The 16638-nt window shown below is 71.0% G+C and carries 20 protein-coding genes; 16 read left to right on the top strand and 4 right to left on the bottom strand.

Annotated features, from left to right (window positions below):
* The 14 genes from rplR (at position 1) to rplQ (ending at position 9802) form a co-directional block, all read left to right on the top strand.
* Positions 1 to 396, top strand: coding sequence for a 50S ribosomal protein L18 (gene rplR, locus VZF99_RS11055; RefSeq protein WP_067716997.1), 396 nt, complete (start codon positions 1 to 3; stop codon positions 394 to 396).
* 43 nt (positions 397 to 439) lie between these two features.
* Positions 440 to 1096 carry a 30S ribosomal protein S5 gene (rpsE, locus tag VZF99_RS11050; RefSeq protein ID WP_067716652.1) on the top strand — a complete coding sequence of 219 codons (657 nt, stop codon included), beginning with the start codon at positions 440 to 442 and terminating at the stop codon, positions 1094 to 1096.
* A gap of 2 nt (positions 1097 to 1098) precedes the next feature.
* Positions 1099 to 1281: a 50S ribosomal protein L30 gene (rpmD, locus tag VZF99_RS11045; protein ID WP_067716649.1), complete on the top strand. Its 183-nt coding sequence runs from the start codon at positions 1099 to 1101 to the stop codon at positions 1279 to 1281.
* Positions 1282 to 1283: 2 nt separating this feature from the next.
* Positions 1284 to 1733 carry a 50S ribosomal protein L15 gene (gene rplO / locus VZF99_RS11040; protein WP_067716646.1) on the top strand — a complete coding sequence of 150 codons (450 nt, stop codon included), beginning with the start codon at positions 1284 to 1286 and terminating at the stop codon, positions 1731 to 1733.
* A 205-nt stretch (positions 1734 to 1938) separates the two neighbouring features.
* Complete coding sequence (gene secY, locus VZF99_RS11035) at positions 1939 to 3261, top strand: preprotein translocase subunit SecY (RefSeq protein WP_067716644.1); 1323 nt, start codon at positions 1939 to 1941, stop codon at positions 3259 to 3261.
* Positions 3262 to 3309: 48 nt separating this feature from the next.
* Positions 3310 to 3855, top strand: coding sequence for an adenylate kinase (locus VZF99_RS11030; RefSeq protein WP_069388736.1), 546 nt, complete (start codon positions 3310 to 3312; stop codon positions 3853 to 3855).
* Positions 3856 to 3863: 8 nt separating this feature from the next.
* Positions 3864 to 4667, top strand: coding sequence for a type I methionyl aminopeptidase (gene map, locus VZF99_RS11025; protein WP_120284047.1), 804 nt, complete (start codon positions 3864 to 3866; stop codon positions 4665 to 4667).
* Positions 4668 to 4786: 119 nt separating this feature from the next.
* Positions 4787 to 6067, top strand: a complete 1281-nt coding sequence (locus VZF99_RS11020) for a lipase family protein (protein ID WP_407334777.1) — start codon at positions 4787 to 4789, stop codon at positions 6065 to 6067.
* Positions 6068 to 6238: 171 nt separating this feature from the next.
* Positions 6239 to 6460: a translation initiation factor IF-1 gene (infA, locus tag VZF99_RS11015; RefSeq protein ID WP_005140011.1), complete on the top strand. Its 222-nt coding sequence runs from the start codon at positions 6239 to 6241 to the stop codon at positions 6458 to 6460.
* A 166-nt stretch (positions 6461 to 6626) separates the two neighbouring features.
* Positions 6627 to 6995: a 30S ribosomal protein S13 gene (gene rpsM, locus VZF99_RS11010; RefSeq protein ID WP_067716635.1), complete on the top strand. Its 369-nt coding sequence runs from the start codon at positions 6627 to 6629 to the stop codon at positions 6993 to 6995.
* Positions 6995 to 7402, top strand: coding sequence for a 30S ribosomal protein S11 (gene rpsK, locus VZF99_RS11005; RefSeq protein ID WP_067716633.1), 408 nt, complete (start codon positions 6995 to 6997; stop codon positions 7400 to 7402). Before rpsM ends, rpsK begins: the two co-directional genes overlap by 1 nt.
* Positions 7403 to 7424: 22 nt before the next feature.
* On the top strand, positions 7425 to 8030 hold the full coding sequence (gene rpsD / locus VZF99_RS11000; protein WP_067716630.1) for a 30S ribosomal protein S4: 606 nt from the start codon (positions 7425 to 7427) through the stop codon (positions 8028 to 8030).
* Positions 8031 to 8136: 106 nt separating this feature from the next.
* Positions 8137 to 9171: a DNA-directed RNA polymerase subunit alpha gene (locus VZF99_RS10995; RefSeq protein ID WP_067716627.1), complete on the top strand. Its 1035-nt coding sequence runs from the start codon at positions 8137 to 8139 to the stop codon at positions 9169 to 9171.
* 34 nt (positions 9172 to 9205) lie between these two features.
* A complete protein-coding gene (gene rplQ, locus VZF99_RS10990; RefSeq protein ID WP_067716624.1) occupies positions 9206 to 9802 on the top strand; it encodes a 50S ribosomal protein L17 in 597 nt (198 codons plus the stop codon).
* 126 nt (positions 9803 to 9928) lie between these two features.
* Here rplQ and VZF99_RS10985 read toward each other — a convergent pair whose 3' ends face one another.
* On the bottom strand, positions 9929 to 10864 hold the full coding sequence (locus VZF99_RS10985) for an SGNH/GDSL hydrolase family protein (protein WP_407334776.1): 936 nt from the start codon (positions 10862 to 10864) through the stop codon (positions 9929 to 9931).
* 77 nt (positions 10865 to 10941) lie between these two features.
* On the opposite strand from VZF99_RS10985, the gene truA reads away from it, so the two are divergent.
* Positions 10942 to 11880: a tRNA pseudouridine(38-40) synthase TruA gene (gene truA / locus VZF99_RS10980; protein ID WP_407334775.1), complete on the top strand. Its 939-nt coding sequence runs from the start codon at positions 10942 to 10944 to the stop codon at positions 11878 to 11880.
* On the opposite strand, the gene VZF99_RS10975 is transcribed toward truA, so the two are convergent.
* Positions 11877 to 12596, bottom strand: a complete 720-nt coding sequence (locus tag VZF99_RS10975) for a CPBP family intramembrane glutamic endopeptidase (RefSeq protein ID WP_407334774.1) — start codon at positions 12594 to 12596, stop codon at positions 11877 to 11879. The genes truA and VZF99_RS10975 overlap by 4 nt on opposite strands.
* Positions 12593 to 13753, bottom strand: coding sequence for an NAD(P)H-binding protein (locus tag VZF99_RS10970; protein ID WP_407334773.1), 1161 nt, complete (start codon positions 13751 to 13753; stop codon positions 12593 to 12595). The genes VZF99_RS10975 and VZF99_RS10970 overlap by 4 nt, the downstream gene beginning before the upstream one ends.
* 128 nt (positions 13754 to 13881) lie before the next feature.
* On the opposite strand from VZF99_RS10970, the gene VZF99_RS10965 reads away from it, so the two are divergent.
* Positions 13882 to 15003: a DUF695 domain-containing protein gene (locus VZF99_RS10965; protein ID WP_244200756.1), complete on the top strand. Its 1122-nt coding sequence runs from the start codon at positions 13882 to 13884 to the stop codon at positions 15001 to 15003.
* On the opposite strand, the gene VZF99_RS10960 is transcribed toward VZF99_RS10965, so the two are convergent.
* The gene (locus VZF99_RS10960; protein WP_407334772.1) at positions 14957 to 16621 is read right to left on the bottom strand and encodes a type VII secretion protein EccE; all 1665 of its coding nucleotides are present in this window, start codon (positions 16619 to 16621) and stop codon (positions 14957 to 14959) included. The genes VZF99_RS10965 and VZF99_RS10960 overlap by 47 nt on opposite strands.
* Positions 16622 to 16638 lie beyond the last annotated feature (17 nt).

The following is a 16638-nucleotide window of genomic DNA, read 5'->3' as shown; positions in this document are numbered from 1 at the left end:
ATGAGCAGCACCAAGAAGCGTTCACCGCTGGGCACCGATGTCTCCACCGCACGTCGCGAGGGTCGCGCCCGGCGCCATTACCGACTCCGCAAGAAGGTCTCCGGTACGCCGGAGCGTCCGCGGTTGGTCGTCAACCGGTCCTCGCGTCACATCCACGCCCAGATCATCGACGATCTGGCCGGCCACACGCTGGCCGCAGCCTCCACCATCGAGGCGGATGTGCGCTCCCTCGAGGGCGACAAGAAGGCCCGCAGCGCGAAGGTCGGCCAGCTCCTGGCCGAGCGCGCCAAGGCTGCCGGCATCGACGCCGTCGTGTTCGACCGTGGTGGCAACAAGTACCACGGCCGGATCGCGTCCCTCGCCGACGCCGCCCGCGAGGGTGGGCTGGAGTTCTGATGACCAACACCACTGCACTGTTCGCTAACGGAAGGACCGTCTGATGCCGGGACGTCAGCGTCGTGACGGCGGAAGCAACGGCCCCGCCGCAGACAACAAGACCACCACCGACAACGCCCAGGGCCGCGGCGGAGACCGCGGTCGTGGCCGGGGTCGCGACGATCGTCGCGGCCGCGACGAGGAGAAGTCGCAGTACATCGAGCGCGTCGTCACCATCAACCGTGTCTCCAAGGTCGTCAAGGGTGGTCGGCGCTTCAGCTTCACCGCCCTGGTGATCCTGGGTGACGGCAACGGCATGGTCGGCGTCGGGTACGGCAAGGCCAAGGAGGTGCCGGCGGCGATCCAGAAGGGATCGGAGGAGGCACGGAAGAACTTCTTCCGCGTTCCGCTCATCGCCTCCACCATCCCCCACCCGATCCAGGGTGAGGCCGCTGCCGGCGTCGTCATGCTCCGCCCCGCCTCGCCGGGTACCGGTGTCATCGCCGGTGGCGCCGCTCGCGCGGTGCTCGAGTGTGCCGGAGTCAACGACATCCTGTGCAAGTCTCTGGGGTCGGACAACGCCATCAACGTGGTCCACGCGACCGTGGCGGCGCTCAAGGGTCTGCATCGTCCCGAGGAGGTCGCGGCTCGTCGCGGCCTGCCGATCGAGGACGTCGCGCCCGCGGGCATGCTCCGTGCGCGTGCCGGACAGGGGGCCTGATCATGGCTAGCCTCAAGATCACCCAGGTCCGCGGGACCGTGGGGACCAAGAAGAACCAGCGGGACTCCCTGCGTACGCTCGGCCTCAAGGGCATCCGGAAGACGGTCGTGCGTGAGGACAACGCGCAGACCCGGGGTCTCATCAACGTCGTGAACCACCTCGTCGTGGTCGAAGAGACGGAGTGAGAATGACTATCAAGTTGCACCACCTGCGCCCGGCTCCCGGGTCGCACGCCGAGAAGATCCGTGTGGGTCGCGGCGAGGGCGGCAAGCGCGGCAAGACCGCCGGCCGCGGTACCAAGGGCACCAAGGCGCGTAAGAACGTCCCCGCGGCGTTCGAGGGCGGCCAGATGCCGATCCACATGCGGCTCCCGAAGCTCAAGGGCTTCAAGAACCGCAACAAGGTCGTCTTCCAGGTCGTCAACGTGTCCGACATCCAGCGGCTGTTCCCGCAGGGCGGCGAGGTCGGCGTGTCCGAGCTCGTGGCCGCGGGCGCGGTCCGGAAGAACCAGCCGGTCAAGGTGCTGGGCGACGGGGACATCTCCGTGGCCGTCACCGTGACCGCCGACAAGGTCTCCGCCTCGGCCAAGAGCAAGATCGAGGCCGCCGGCGGAAGCGTGTCGGAGGCCGGGGCCTGATACCCCGCCCGGCCCGTTCACGGGTCGATGACGGGTGCAGGGGTCGGGTCCGAGAGTCTCGGATCCGGCCCCTGCGCTCGTCTTGATAGAGTTTTCCCGTTGTGCGTTTCGGGGTCGGCGCCCGCCGGAAGGTCGGCCCGACTTCCCCCGGCGCATCTGCTTTCGACGACCGGCGGCCAACGGCCGACCACGACCAGGAGGACATGTGCTCTCCGCACTCGCGTCCGCGATCAAGGACCGGGACCTGAGGAAGAAGATCTTCTTCACCCTGGGGATCATCATCCTCTACCGGATCGGCGCGCAGATCCCGTCGCCCGGCGTCGACTACCCCAAGCTCCGGGGTCTGCTCGACACAGCGATGACCGGGGACAACGCACAGTTGTTCTCCCTGGTGAACCTCTTCTCCGGTGGCGCCCTGCTGCAGTTGTCGGTCTTCGCGATCGGCATCATGCCCTTCATCACCGCGAGCATCATCGTCCAGCTGCTCACGGTGGTGATCCCGTACTTCGAGCAGTTGAAGAAGGAGGGGCAGTCCGGCCAGGCGAAGATGACGCAGTACACGCGTTATCTCACCATCGCGCTCGCCGTCCTGCAGTCCGCCGGCATCGTCGCGCTGGCCGACCGGGGGCAGCTCCTCGGCAACGGCCAGTCCGTCCTGATGGACGACAACATCCTCACGCTGCTCACCATCGTCATCGTCATGACCGCGGGCGCCGCACTCGTCATGTGGTTCGGCGAACTGATCACCGACCGTGGCGTCGGTAACGGGATGTCGCTGCTCATCTTCGCCGGCATCGCGTCCCGCATCCCGGCCGAGGGCGTGAACATCTACCAGAACTCGTCGACCATGAAGTTCGCGGCCGTCATGTTCGCGGTCGTCCTCATCGTCGTCGCCGTCGTTTTCGTCGAGCAGGGTCAGCGCCGGATCCCCGTCCAGTACGCCAAGCGCATGGTCGGCCGTCGCCAGTACGGCGGCACCTCCACCTACCTGCCGCTCAAGGTCAACCAGGCCGGCGTCATCCCGGTGATCTTCGCGTCGTCGCTGATGTACGTGCCGATCCTCATCACCCAGCTGATCCAGGGGCCCGAACCGTCGAGCGACGGGTTCTGGCAGCGGTACGTCATGCAGTACCTGCAGAACCCCTCCAGCTGGGGCTACATCCTCCTGTACTTCGCCCTCATCATCTTCTTCGCGTACTTCTACGTGGCCATCCAGTTCGACCCGATGGAGCAGGCCGAGAACATGAAGAAGTACGGCGGGTTCATCCCGGGCATCCGCCCGGGCCGCCCGACGGCCGAATACCTGGGCTATGTCCTCAACCGGATCCTGCTGTTCGGTTCGCTGTACCTCGGTCTGATCGCGGTACTCCCCAACGTCTTCCTCGACATGGGCAGCGGGGGTGGAGATCTGCAGAACATGCCGTTCGGCGGCACCGCTGTGCTCATCATGGTCTCCGTGGGCCTCGACACCGTGAAGCAGGTCGAGGCGCAGCTGATGCAGCGCAACTACGAGGGCTTCCTCAAGTAGGCGCGGCCTCGTCCGAGCACACCAACTGTAGAAAGGCTGGTCCCCACCATGCGTCTCGTCCTCCTCGGCCCTCCCGGAGCCGGCAAGGGCACCCAGGCTGCTCTGCTCTCGGAGAAGCTCGGCGTCCCACACATCTCGACCGGTGATCTGTTCCGCGCCAACATCTCCCAGGGCACCGACCTCGGGAAGGAGGCCAAGAGCTACATCGACGCCGGCAACCTCGTCCCCGCCGAGGTGACGAACCGCATGGTCGCCGCGCGCATCGCCGAGCCCGACGCCACCGAGGGCTTCCTCCTGGACGGATACCCCCGCAGTGCAGCGCAGGCGGACGCGCTCAAGGAGATGCTCGGCGAGGCCGGCCACACCCTCGACGCGGTCCTGGAGTTCAAGGTCGACGACGACACCGTGGTCAAGCGCATGCTCGCCCGTGGGCGCGAGGACGACACCGAGGACGTCATCCGGAACCGCATGTCGGTGTACCGGTCGGAGACGGCCCCGCTGCTCGAGTACTACGCCGGTGAGGTCAAGAGCATCGACGCCGTCGGTGAGGTCGACGAGATCAACGCACGCGCGCTCGCCGCGCTGGGTCGCTGACGCCCGCCGTGTTCGGACGGTCCCGCAAGGGCGTGGTCACCGCGCGTACCCCGGGTGAGTTGGACGCCATGGAGGCGGCCGGTCGTATCGTCGGACGGGCGTTGATCGCCGCCCGCGAGGCCGCTGTCCCGGGTGCCACCACCGGTGACCTCGACGAGGTCGTCGAGCAACTGATCCGGGACGCCGGGGCCGTGCCGTCCTTCAAGGGGTACGAGGGGTTCCCGGGATCGATCTGCTCCTCGGTCAACGACGTCGTGGTGCACGGGATCCCCGGGCCCGGCACCGTCCTGGGGGACGGGGACCTCGTCTCCGTCGACTGCGGCGCCATCCTCGACGGGTGGCACGGGGACTCCGCGTGGTCGTTCGGGGTGGGGACTCTCGCCCCGGAGGTGGCGACCCTCAACGACGCCACGCGGGAGGTCCTCGAGGAGGGCATCCTGGCGATGCTGCCCGGGAACAAGCTCACCGACGTCTCGCACGCCCTCGAGGTGGCGACGCGGAGGGCGGAGGAGCGTCACGGCGTCAGCCTGGGCATCGTCGACGGTTTCGGGGGCCACGGGATCGGCCGCGAGATGCACGAATGGCCGTTCCTCGCCAACGAGGGCAAGCCCGGACGCGGCCCCCGGCTGCAGGAGGGTTCGGTCCTGGCGGTCGAGCCGATGCTCGTGCTGGGCGGTGAGACCGACACCCGGACCCTGTCCGATGACTGGACGGTCGTCACCGTCGACGGGTCGCCGGCGGCGCACTGGGAACACACGGTCGCCGTGACGGCGGACGGCCCCCGGATCCTCACGCCCCGCCCGCGCAGCTGAGGACGCACCGCGACCGGGGTCGCCACTCCGGGGGATCGGAGCGGGTCGACCGCTGACGGTCGCCCACACCGGGTTACAGTGTGTGCCGGTAGTGAACATATGCTTCGAAAGGTCCCGGCATGCTCGCTGAGCAGGAGTCCGTCGCGCGTCGATCAGTCGTGCGGGGAGCCGTCGCGCTGGTCCTGACGCTCGCTGTCGCCCTCGTCCACATCTCGGGCCCGGGCGTCGCCCCCTCCACCGCCCAGTCGGTGATGGAGGGGGGCGCGGGGTCGATCGAGGCGGATCCCCAGCCGGGGCCGTTCTACCACGCGGATCCGCAACACCTCGCGGACGCCCCTCTCGGTGAGGTGATCAACTCCCGGGACGTGACCATGCCGGCGTTCCTCGGATACCGGGTCACCGAGATCGCCTACCGGTCGACCGACTCCCGCGATCGGCCGCTACTGGCCACCGCGACGGTCGTCCGGCCGCACCACGCCCGCCCCGACGGTCCGGTGTTGAGCTACCAGCACTACCTCAATGCGCTCGGACAGCGATGCGCGCCCACCGAGACCCTCGTCCACCCGACGCTGGAGACCGTGCAGGACAACGCGATGGTGTTCCTGCGGACGCGTCTGGACCAGGGATGGACGGTCATCATCCCGGACCACCTCGGTCCGAAGGTCGCCTATCCCGGCGGTCAGTTGTCGGGTCGGATCGTGTTGGACGGGATGCGTGCGGTGCGGGACGACCCCCGCTTCGATTCCAGGCACAGCCGGTTCGGCGCCCTCGGCTACTCCGGGGGCGGCATCGCGAGCGCGTGGGTGTCGCTCCTGCACGACGACTACGCCCCGGACGTGAATCTGGTCGGGGTGGCGCAGGGCGGTGTCCCGACCGACATGACCACGATGGCGCGGATGGTCGGCAACTGGCCGCACCCGGCGTTCGGCCTGGCGTTCGCCGCGGCTGTCGGCATGGCGCGGGAGTACCCGGAGGCGATCCGGCTCGAGGAGAAGCTCACGCCGGACGGGTGGGCGCTCTACAGCCAGCTGAAGGGGCGCTGCACCGCGACCCTGTTGACGGTCGGGGCGTTCCGGTCCGTCCCGATGGTCCTCCGGGGAGGCGACCTCCTGGCAGAGGAGGGGCTGATGCGGGCGTTCGCGGAGAACAGCATCCGTCAGAGCCCGGACGTGCCCCGGGTCCCGGTGTTCATGTGGCATTCCGGGACCGACCCGCTCGTGCCGTTCTGGGACGCGGAGGAGACCGCCAAGCGGTACTGCCGAGAGGGCGCGCCGCTGACGTGGGAGCCGGGACTCGCGCCGGAGCACCTCATGGGCGCGGTGGAGAAACTGCCCGCGGCGATGAACTGGCTCCAGCAGCGCTTCGACGGGGTGCCCGCGGGGCGGGCCTGCTACGTCTGACCGTCGGTCACCGGGACCGCCGAGGGGACGCCGAGTGCGCGGCGAGGGCCCTGTCGATGCCCGATTGGCGCAGATCCATCACCTGACGTAGGCTTATACGTCGGTGTGCCCACCAGTGCACCGACAATCCGGTAGACGTCACCCGGGGAATCGTGGAGGACCGTAACCAGCATGGCAAAGAAAGACGGAGCCATCGAGGTCGAGGGCCGTGTCGTTGAGCCGTTGCCGAACGCAATGTTCCGCATCGAACTCGAGAACGGGCACAAGGTCCTCGCACACATCAGTGGGAAGATGCGGCAGCACTACATCCGCATCCTTCCCGAGGACCGCGTGGTCGTGGAGCTCTCGCCCTACGACCTGACCCGCGGCCGGATCGTCTACCGGTACAAGTAAGACGCTCAACTCCCCGCACCAGCCGCCGAGCCCCACAGGGGCCGGCGGGATCACACCCTCGGAAGCGGAGGCCGGGGCCCCGGACGGTTGCTCATCGTGAGATGACCATCCGACAACGGGGACGGTCGGGGAGCAGACCTACCGCACGACGAAAGAGAAACGCCACATGGCACGTCTAGCCGGCGTTGATCTCCCGCGCGACAAGCGCATGGAGATCGCGCTCACCTACATTTTCGGCATCGGTCGCACCCGGTCGCTGGAGATCCTGGGGCGTACGGGCATCAGCCCGGATCTGCGCACCAAGGACCTCACCGACGAGCAGTTGACCGTCCTTCGTGACGACATCGAGGGCAACTACAAGGTGGAGGGTGACCTCCGCCGCGAGGTCCAGGGCGACATCCGCCGGAAGATCGAGATCGGTAGCTACCAGGGCCTGCGCCACCGCCGTGGCCTGCCGGTCCGTGGACAGCGCACCAAGACCAACGCCCGTACCCGTAAGGGTCCGAAGAAGACCGTCGCCGGAAAGAAGAAGTAATGCCCCCCAAGTCACGCGCTGCGGGCCCCAAGAAGACGGGCCGTCGCAAGGAAAAGAAGAACGTGCCCCTGGGCCAGGCCCACATCAAGAGCACGTTCAACAACACGATCGTCTCGATCACCGACCCGTCCGGTGGCGTCCTCGCATGGGCGTCCTCCGGCCACGTCGGCTTCAAGGGCTCGCGCAAGTCGACGCCCTTCGCCGCCCAGCTCGCCGCCGAGAACGCGGCCCGCAAGGCGCAGGAGCACGGCGTCAAGAAGGTCGACGTGTTCGTCAAGGGCCCCGGCTCGGGACGTGAGACCGCGATCCGCTCGCTCCAGGCCGCCGGCCTCGAGGTGGGCACGATCTCCGATGTCACCCCCCAGCCCCACAACGGCTGTCGTCCGCCCAAGCGGCGTCGAGTCTGAGCCGGAAGGAACGCACTAGATCATGGCACGTTACACCGGCCCCGTCACCCGCAAGTCCCGCCGTCTGGGCGTGGACCTCGTGGGTGGAGACACCGCATTCGAGCGTCGGCCCTTCCCGCCCGGTCACCACGGCCGCGCGCGGATCAAGGAGTCCGAGTACCGCACCCAGCTGCAGGAGAAGCAGAAGGCCCGCTTCACCTACGGCGTGATGGAGAAGCAGTTCCGTCGTTACTACGAGGAGGCGAACCGCCGCGCCGGCAAGACCGGTGAGAACCTCCTGCAGATCCTCGAGTCGCGACTGGACAACGTCGTGTACCGCGCGGGTCTCGCGCGGACGCGTCGCCAGGCCCGTCAGCTCGTGGCCCACGGTCACTTCCTGGTCAACGACCAGAAGGTCACCATCCCGAGCTACCGGGTCTCGCAGTACGACATCGTCGACGTCCGTCCCAAGTCCACCAAGATGGACTGGTTCGAGATCGCCCAGGAGACCCTCGGCGAGCGTCCCGTCCCGGCGTGGCTGCAGGTCGTCCCGACGACCCTGCGGGTCCTCGTCCACCAGCTCCCCGAGCGCGCGCAGATCGATGTGCCGCTGCAGGAGCAGTTGATCGTCGAGCTCTACTCGAAGTGATCTGTCCCCCCTCGTCGCCGGGCGGGCCGCACACCGCGGCCCGCCCGGCGACGGTGGGTTCCCACGGCGTCAAATAGCGGGCGTCGAGAATCGAAAGAGGTAGCACATGCTCATCTCCCAGCGGCCCACCCTCACCGAGGAGGTCGTCTCCGAGAACCGCTCGCGGTTCGTGCTCGAGCCCCTCGAGCCCGGTTTCGGCTACACCATCGGCAACTCGCTGCGGCGCACGCTGCTGTCGTCCATCCCGGGCGCGGCCGTGACCAGCATCCGCATCGAGGGCGTCCTGCACGAGTTCACCACCGTGCCTGGCGTGAAGGAGGATGTCACCGACATCATCCTCAACCTCAAGGGCCTGGTCGTCTCGTCCGTCGAGGACGAGCCGGTCACCATGTACCTCAAGAAGCAGGGTCCGGGAGCCGTCACCGCCGGTGACATCGTCCCGCCCTCCGGCGTCGAGGTGCACAACCCGGACCTGCACATCGCCACCCTCAACGAGAAGGGTCGGCTGGAGATCGAGCTGGTCGTCGAGCGTGGCCGCGGCTACGTTCCCGCCGGGCTCAACAAGGACGCAGGCCACGAGATCGGCCGGATCCCGGTCGACTCGATCTACTCGCCCGTGCTCAAGGTGACCTACAAGGTCGAGGCCACCCGTGTGCACCAGCGCACCGACTTCGACCGTCTGGTCCTGGACGTCGAGACCAAGAACTCGATGACCGCCCGGGACGCCCTGGCGTCCGCCGGCAAGACCCTCGTCGAGCTCTTCGGCCTCGCCCGTGAGCTCAACGACGAGGCGGAGGGCATCGAGATCGGGCCGAGCCCGGCCGAGGCCGACCACATCGCCGCCTACGGTATGCCGATCGACGACCTGGACCTGTCGGTCCGGTCCTACAACTGCCTCAAGCGCGAGGGCGTCCACACCGTGGGCGAGCTCGTGGCCCGCAGTGAGTCGGACCTGCTCGACATCCGGAACTTCGGACAGAAGTCGATCGACGAGGTCAAGGTCAAGCTCGTGGAGCTCGGCCTGTCCCTCAAGGACGCGCCCCCCGGATTCGATCCCGCCTCGGTCGCCGGCTACGACGCCGAGACCGGCACGTGGACCGACGAGGGCGGCGAGGATTACGCCGAGACCGAGCAGCTCTGACGAGCGCCCGGAACACCATTCCTAGGAGAATCTGATGCCCAAGCCCAAGAAGGGCGCCCGCCTCGGCGGATCCGCCGCCCACCAGCGGCTCATCCTCTCGAACCTGGCCACCCAGCTGTTCGAGCACGACGCGATCCGCACCACGGAGACCAAGGCGAAGCTGCTGCGCCCCTACGCGGAGAAGCTCATCACCAAGGCGCGTCGTGGCACGCTGGCCGACCGTCGTGAGGCCGCCAAGGTCATCCGCGACAAGGACGTCCTGCACAAGCTGTTCGCCGAGATCGGCCCCCGGGTCGCGAACCGCGATGGTGGCTACACCCGGATCGTCAAGCTCGAGAACCGCAAGGGCGACAACGCGCCCATGGCGATGATCGCGCTCGTCACCGAGGAGCTCGCCTCCGCCGAGGCCTCGCGCGCCACCCGCGCCGCGGCGTCCAAGGCGGCCACCGCGCCGGCCGCGGCCCCCGCGGAGTCCACCGACGACGTCACGGCCGAGGCCGAGGCCAACAGCCCGATCGCCGATCAGGTCGAGGCCGCCGACGACGCACAGGTCGACGCCGCGGAAGAGACCGCCGAGGCCGTGTCCGAGGACACCACGCACGCCGAGGGCGAGGACGCCGACAAGGCCTGATCGCCAGCATCGGATCACGCCGTCAGGGCCCCGCCACCGCATCACGCGGTGGCGGGGCCCTCGTCGTCGATCCGGGGTGGCCGTGTGGGAGCGACGCGTGGGAGCGGGAGTGCAGGCGCGGTGGGGTCAGAGTTTGTCGGCCACCGCCGCGGCCATCGCGCGCTGGCCGGCCGCGGTCGGGTGCATCGGATGCGAGCCGGTCTCCGCACCGGTGAAGTCGGTGTACCGCTCGTCCGCCGGGGCGCAGGCGTGGCGTTCCCCGGCGTCGTCTGGGACGACGATCTCGGCGCCGGCCCGGACGGCCGCGTCGGTCACCGCGCTGTTGACCCGGTCGGTGACGTCCCGCGTCCAGGTGACATCGCCGGGGCTGACGCGTTCGGTGAAGTCGCAGCCGCCGTCCGGCGGCACGAGTGGCATGTACGCGGTCACCACGACGCGGGCCGCGGGGGACCGCTCCCGGATCCCGGCGTGGACCGCGTCGAGACGGGCCCCGAGCCCCTCGAGTGACGACGAGACCCCCGCGGACAACCGTTCGCGGCAGGGGGCCCCGTCTGCAGCCCTGGGCGTCTGCACCACGCACCCGGCGATCGCGCCGAACCCGATGTCGTTGCCGCCGATGGAGAGCGTCACCAGGTCGGTGTCCGCGGTGAGGGCGTCGAACTGCGGCGGTGTCTGCGCGATCTGGGGCGCCGTCATGTCCACGGTCCTCGCGCCGCCACACGTGACGTCCACGAACTCGGCGACGTCCAGCTGCCCGGCGAGCACCGACGGGTAGTTGAGCGACGATCGCAGGCACCCCGCCGGCTCGCTCGTGGGGGCTCCGGTCGGGCCCAGGGCGGCGAACGAGTCGCCCAGCGCCACGTATCGCCGGATCGCCGGCCCGGCCTCGCTGGCGGTGTCGGTGGAGGTGGTTCCGGTGGTGGTGGTGCCGGTGGCGGCGGCACCGGCCGCGGCGGGCGGGGCCTCGTCGTCGTCGCCGGGGGCACAGGAAGACAGGGCGAGGGCGACGGCCGCACCGACGGCGGTGAGCGCGGCGCGGTAAGGGGACGGGGACGTGGACATGGTCCCCATCGTGCCGGAACGGCCCGCGGCGGGCGGTGTGGCGGGCACGCGCGGCGGTGGTCTAGCGTCTGTAGGCCGTGAGCACCCGCCGGATCCGCCTGGACGTCGCCTACGACGGCACCGACTTCTCTGGCTGGGCGCGCCAGCCCGGACTGAGGACCGTGTGCGGGGTGCTCGAGGCCGAACTCGCGAAGATCCTGCGCAATCCCGTCGTCCTCACGGTCGCCGGTCGCACCGACGCCGGGGTGCACGCGCGAGCGCAGGTGTGCCATCTCGACGTGGACCCGCAGTGGTTGGACCAGCGCTCGCTGGAGGGACGCCCGGAGGCGCTCGTGCGCCGGCTCGCGCGGCTGCTACCGGCGGACATCGCGGTGATGGCCGCCCGGTGGGTCCCGGACGCGTTCGACGCCCGGTTCTCGGCGCTGCGCCGGCACTACGAGTACCGCCTCACCACGGCGCCGTGGGGACCCGAGCCGACCCGCGCCCGCGACACCGCCGCCTGGCAGCGGGGCGCCGACCTCGACGCGGTGCGCGACGCGTCCGAACGGCTGATGGGGCTCCACGACTTCGCTGCGTTCTGCCGTCGCCGGGAGGGCGCCACCACCATCCGTGAGCTGCAGCGCTTCGACTGGCGCGCCGAGCCGGACCCGCGCGGTGAGGACGCGCCGGGCGCCGCCGAGGTGTGGACGGCGTCGGTGAGCGCGGACGCGTTCTGCTGGTCGATGGTGCGCAGCCTCGTGGGCGCCGTGATGGCGGTGGGGGAGAGCCGGCGCAGCCCCGACTGGATCAGCGGGCTGCTCACCGAGACCGAGCGGTCGTCCGCGGTTCCGGTCGCGCCGGCGTGCGGACTGGCCCTGGTGGGGGTGGACTACCCGGCCGACTCCGACCTGGCGGCGCGCAATCTCGTCACCCGCGAGGTGCGGCCGGGGCCGGGCGGGGCGGCGAGCACCGATGACGGAGACGGGCCGGGCGCGGCGTCCGGGACGGGGTCCGGCGCGGGCTGCTGCGGGGACTAGACCGGCGCCGCGTCGAGGATCGGGCCCAGGGCGAACAGCATGACCATCGACCACGCCACGTGGGTGATCGCCGGGCCCAGCACTCCGCCGGTGGCCCGCCGCTGGACGGCGGTGACCAGTCCCAGGATGACGGCCGCGAGGACGAGGAGTGGGATCCCCGCGGTGGCCGTGACGGTCGCGTAGATCACCGTCGTCGTGAGGATCGGCCGCAGGTTGGCGACGGCCGAGTACACGGCGCCGCGGTGGAAGCACTCCTCGGCGACGCCGTTGACCGCGGTGAGGAGCGCCACCAGGACGAGGTTGCCCACGGTGGCGTGGTCGAGCAGGGCGTCGACGGGGTCGCGCAGCGGCTCGATCCTCGCCACCACGAGCCCGCCGAGGCAGAACACCGCGGCGAGCGCGGCCGCGGTGAGCACCGACGACAGGACGGGCCGGCGGGGCCGGTACGGTTCGCAGCCCACCCGGATCGGCCCGGAGGCGAACGCCCCGCCGAGCCACACCGCGGCCAGCAGTGCGGTGGCGGGGTAGAACATGGCGTCGCCGGCGGGGATCCGTAGCGCCCACGCGTTCACCGCCGCGCCGACGACGAGGGTGACGACGACGACGAGGACACGCCTCCGGCCCGGCCGCGAGGGCGCGGTGTCCATCTCGCCCGATCGCAGCGCCCGCAGGTACCGGTGGGTGGGCGAGGCGGGCGCCTCTCGCTGGTCGCTCATCGCCCGCCGCGCACACGCCCGATGGTGGGCGGGCGGGCCCCGGCCCAGTCGGCGTCCGAGGGCAGCAGGCGCGCGGGATCGTCCAGCGGGTCGGCCCCGTCCCACAGCGGCGGGCGAGCCGGGCCGTGGGGGACCCGCAGGGCCTCGCGCAGCGCGTCCCGGTAGCTGGTCCGGCCGCCGGGCGGGGGTCCGAGCACCTCGTCGGCGTCGTCGACCAGCACCACGGCCTCGCAGCGCAGCGACTCCACCAGGGGCTTGGCCAGGCCGGGCTCGAGCGGGGTGACCAGTCCCATCCACAGGGAGGACAGCTTGGGCGTGAGGACGGGGACCGGGACCATGAGGCGGCGACGCAGGCCGGCCTCCTCGGCGTAGATCTGCATCATCTGGCCGTACGTCAGCACGTCCGGGCCGCCCACGTCGATGGCCCGTCCGCGGGCGAGGTCGCCCTCGAGGGGCACCGTGGTGGCCGCGGCGAGGTAGTGCACCACGTCGCGCACGGCGATGGGTTGGATCCGGTTGCTCACCCACTTGGGCGTGACCATCCCCGGCAGACGGGTGGTGAGGTGGCGGATCATCTCGAACGAGGCGGAGCCCGACCCGATCACCACCCCGGCCTGGATCACGAGCGCGGGAACGGTGGACTCCAGCATGATCCGGGCGACGTCGGCTCGGGAGCGCAGGTGCGGGGAGAGGTCCGTCTCGTCCTCCGGGTGGAGGCCGGACAGGTGGACGATGCGCTCGATGCCCGCCTCCTCGGCGGCCCGGACGAACGCCTCGGTGGTCTCGCGCTCCTCCCGCTCGAAGTCCTTGGAGTCGCCCATCGAGTGCACGAGGTGACAGGCGACGTCGACGTCGCGCAGGGCGGAGCGCAGCGCGTCGGCGTCCCCGAGGCCGCCGGAGTGGATGGTCACCTCGTCGCGCCACGGCACGTCGTCGAGGCGCTTCGGCGTCCGGGCCAGCACGGACACCTCGGCGCCGTCGGCCAGTAGCCGGGGAACGAGACGCGACCCGATGTAGCCGGTCGCGCCGATCACGAGCACCCGCGGGCCGCTCCGGCCGTCGTGGCCGGGGCGGGGCTGCGGGCCGGGCCGCCGCGTCGGCTCCGTGCCCTCGGGCGTACCGGAGGAGAGCCGGGCCAGATCATGTGGGGAGGTCATACCCACGACACTGCCAGCGTGGGCGCGCAGGCGCACCCGCTTCGGGCCCCTCGAGTGCCCGCTCGGCACCCGGCGGGTGTGTCGGCGCGGGCACGATCGTCGGGTTATCCGGATACTGGGGTGGAGACATGTTCACGAGGACCGCGGTGACGGGAGGAGAACAGATGGCGATCCGTGCGGTGCGACCCCGGCAGCTCTCGCGATCGCTGGACTTCTCCGGCGTCCGCGTGGAGACGGCCCGACTGCGGTCGGACAGGGCCGTGACCACCTTCTGGCGATGGTGGGCGGAGGGCGGCAGGCGCCGCGCGACGGCAGCGCTCGACTCGGGCGACGCCCGCCGGGTGGTCCCGGAGATCACCTCGCTCATCGAGGCCATCGACCCCGGCCTGTCGTGGGAGTTCGTCCCGGCACGCGAGGGCGGACCGCACCGCCTCACCGTCACCGCCGCGGGGGTGCCCGAGCTGCGTGGTGCCGCGCGCCGGTGGCTGGCGGCGGCGCCGGACGCCGATGAGTCGTGGTCCTTCGCCGACCTGCGCGAGCCGGTCCGGGGCTGCGCGATGTACTTCCGGGACCGCCGGCTGGATTTCGACCAGGCGGAGGTGGTGGTGGACCTGGGCCTGTCCCGCGCCGACGTCACCGTTCACCACCCGGCGTTCACCGGGCTGTCCGGCGCGGACCTGGGGATCGCCGCATACCTGCTGCTGGACGCCCTGTGCGGTGAGGAGCAGGTGGAGACCTGGGTCGGCCTGATCCGGGCCAACGCCACCGCGCCCGGTATCGAGGCGGTCCCGCTCTGGGAACTGCCGGAGATCCTCTGCGAGCTCGCGGCGGACAACACCGATGAGCTGGGCGACCCGGCGTGGCAGATCCTCCACGGGGAGACGGGCCGCGGACCGCTCGTGGCCGTGGTCCGGGTCCCGCTGGTCGCGCTGTCGGCGCCGGAGTTCGACCGCCACGTCGCGGTCCACGTCCCGTATACGGATGTAGAGGACGGCGGGTTGCCCGGGTCCCTGTCCCTGCCGGGCCTACGGGACCTGGAGGACCACCTGGTGGAGCGCCTCGAGGGCAACGGGGAATGCGTGGGGGCGGAGAGCTGCGACGGGCGTCGCCTCCTGCACTTCTACGTGGACTCCACGACCCCCGCGCACGAGCAGCTTCGGGTGGCCGCGTCCGGGTGGGATCAGGGCGAGGTGACGGTCACCGTCACCGATGACCCGGGGTGGCGGAAGGTGCAGCACCTGAGGGTGTGAGACCGTCCGTCGCGAGACCGTCCGGTGACGCGAGCGGCCCGACGAACGGGTCCTCGCCCGGCCCAGCCACGACCGAGACGCGGCGGGGTTCGCCGGCCCGTGGTTCCACGGAGATCCACCCGTCGATCCGGCCGTCCAGGACGAGATCGGGTGTCGCGGCGGCCGAGGACAGGCGGCTGGTGCCGCGCAGCTCCCAGTCGGCGTCCACCCGGATGACGGTGGGCGGGGTGACATCCGGGCCGCCCGGCCCGGCGAGCGCGTCGATCCTGCCCTCCGTCAGCGGGCCGTCGACGTCCCACATCACGGCGTCGACAGGGGCACCCACGTCGGAGGAATCGGGGTCGACGATCCGGTAGCGGGACTCGTCGCCGATCGCCGTCAGGGGGCTCCACCGGTCGGGGACATCGGTCACCACGGCCACCCGGTACCCGGCCGCGACCGCGCGGAACGCGACCTGCCGGCAGACGGCGGGCCGGGCGGCGAGCAGGACCGACCGCAGGTGGGGGCCGGCGAGCTGGATGGCGGCTGCGGCGCCGGTGCGGGTCGCGCCGAGGATCTGGCCGCAGCCGTGGGCGGGCGGGGCGAGGTCGGCGAGGTCGTCGATCGCCCGCCGGGCGAGAGATCCGGCGATCGCGTCGGGCAGGGTCTCGCCGGGTACGGGCGACACCCGCCCCGACGGGAGCGGGTGGCAGGCGGCGGTGGTGGTCGGCGGGATCCCACCCGCCACCTCCCGCTCCGATACCCCGGCCAGGCCCACCGTGGTGATCATGTCCACCACGTCGTCGCGCCCCTCCACCCGCCGCAGCCGGACGACCTCGGTGAGGCGGGCCGCCCGGACGGCGGTGAGCCCGTCGATCACGGCCCGCGGGTCCGCCGACGGCCGGACCACCAGCCCCGTCCCGGGCCCCGGGTCGGCCTCGGCGTCGAGATAGACCTCGGCGAGCTCGGCGGCGTCGAGGACGCGGCACGGCACCCCGTGGTGGACCAGTGCGCGCCGCAGCCGCTCCGTGGCCACCGCGACCACCTGCTCCAGCGAGGCGCCCGCTCCCGCGGTCCACGAGGCAGAACCCGTCCCCGTCGCCAGCCGGGCCAGATCGAACCGCACCAGGAGGTGCACGCGCCGGTGCGAGATCAGAGCCAGCGGCCCGACCAGGGAGTCGTAGACCTCGCCGTCGTCGCCGGCCGCCGCACGGCGACCGTCGACCACCACGTCGATCCCCTCCAGGACCACCCCACCCTGGTCGAGTTGTCGCGCCACGACGGCCAGGGGCAGGCGGCCGCCGCGGTGGTCGGCCGGGTCGTCGTGCCCCACCTCGGTGGCCACGAGCGCGCCAGCCGAGATCTCGACGGCCGTGGTGACGACCCGGTCACCCTCGACGCACCCAACGGTCGATCGGTCGGGGGCGACGAGGTCCACCACGTCCACGGACCGCCGCCGCGGGGCCCGCTCGCGCGCCACCAGTGGCCGCCCAGCGCGCCGCGCGGTGATCACGGCGGCCACCAGCGCGGCCACGAGGAACTGCACCCATGGTTGCCAGGACGGCGGACACACCACGGTGAGCACGAGTGTCGTGAGGAGGACGGCCGACAGTCCCGCGAAGGTCGGAACCGCCGTCATATCCCCGCCCCTCCGCG

Source organism: Dietzia kunjamensis, assembly GCF_045689975.1.
In the GTDB taxonomy this organism is placed as follows: Bacteria; Actinomycetota; Actinomycetes; order Mycobacteriales; family Mycobacteriaceae; genus Dietzia; species Dietzia kunjamensis.
The sequence above is the reverse complement of the archived record's forward strand: the minus strand, read 5'-3'. Positions and strand labels throughout refer to the sequence as shown.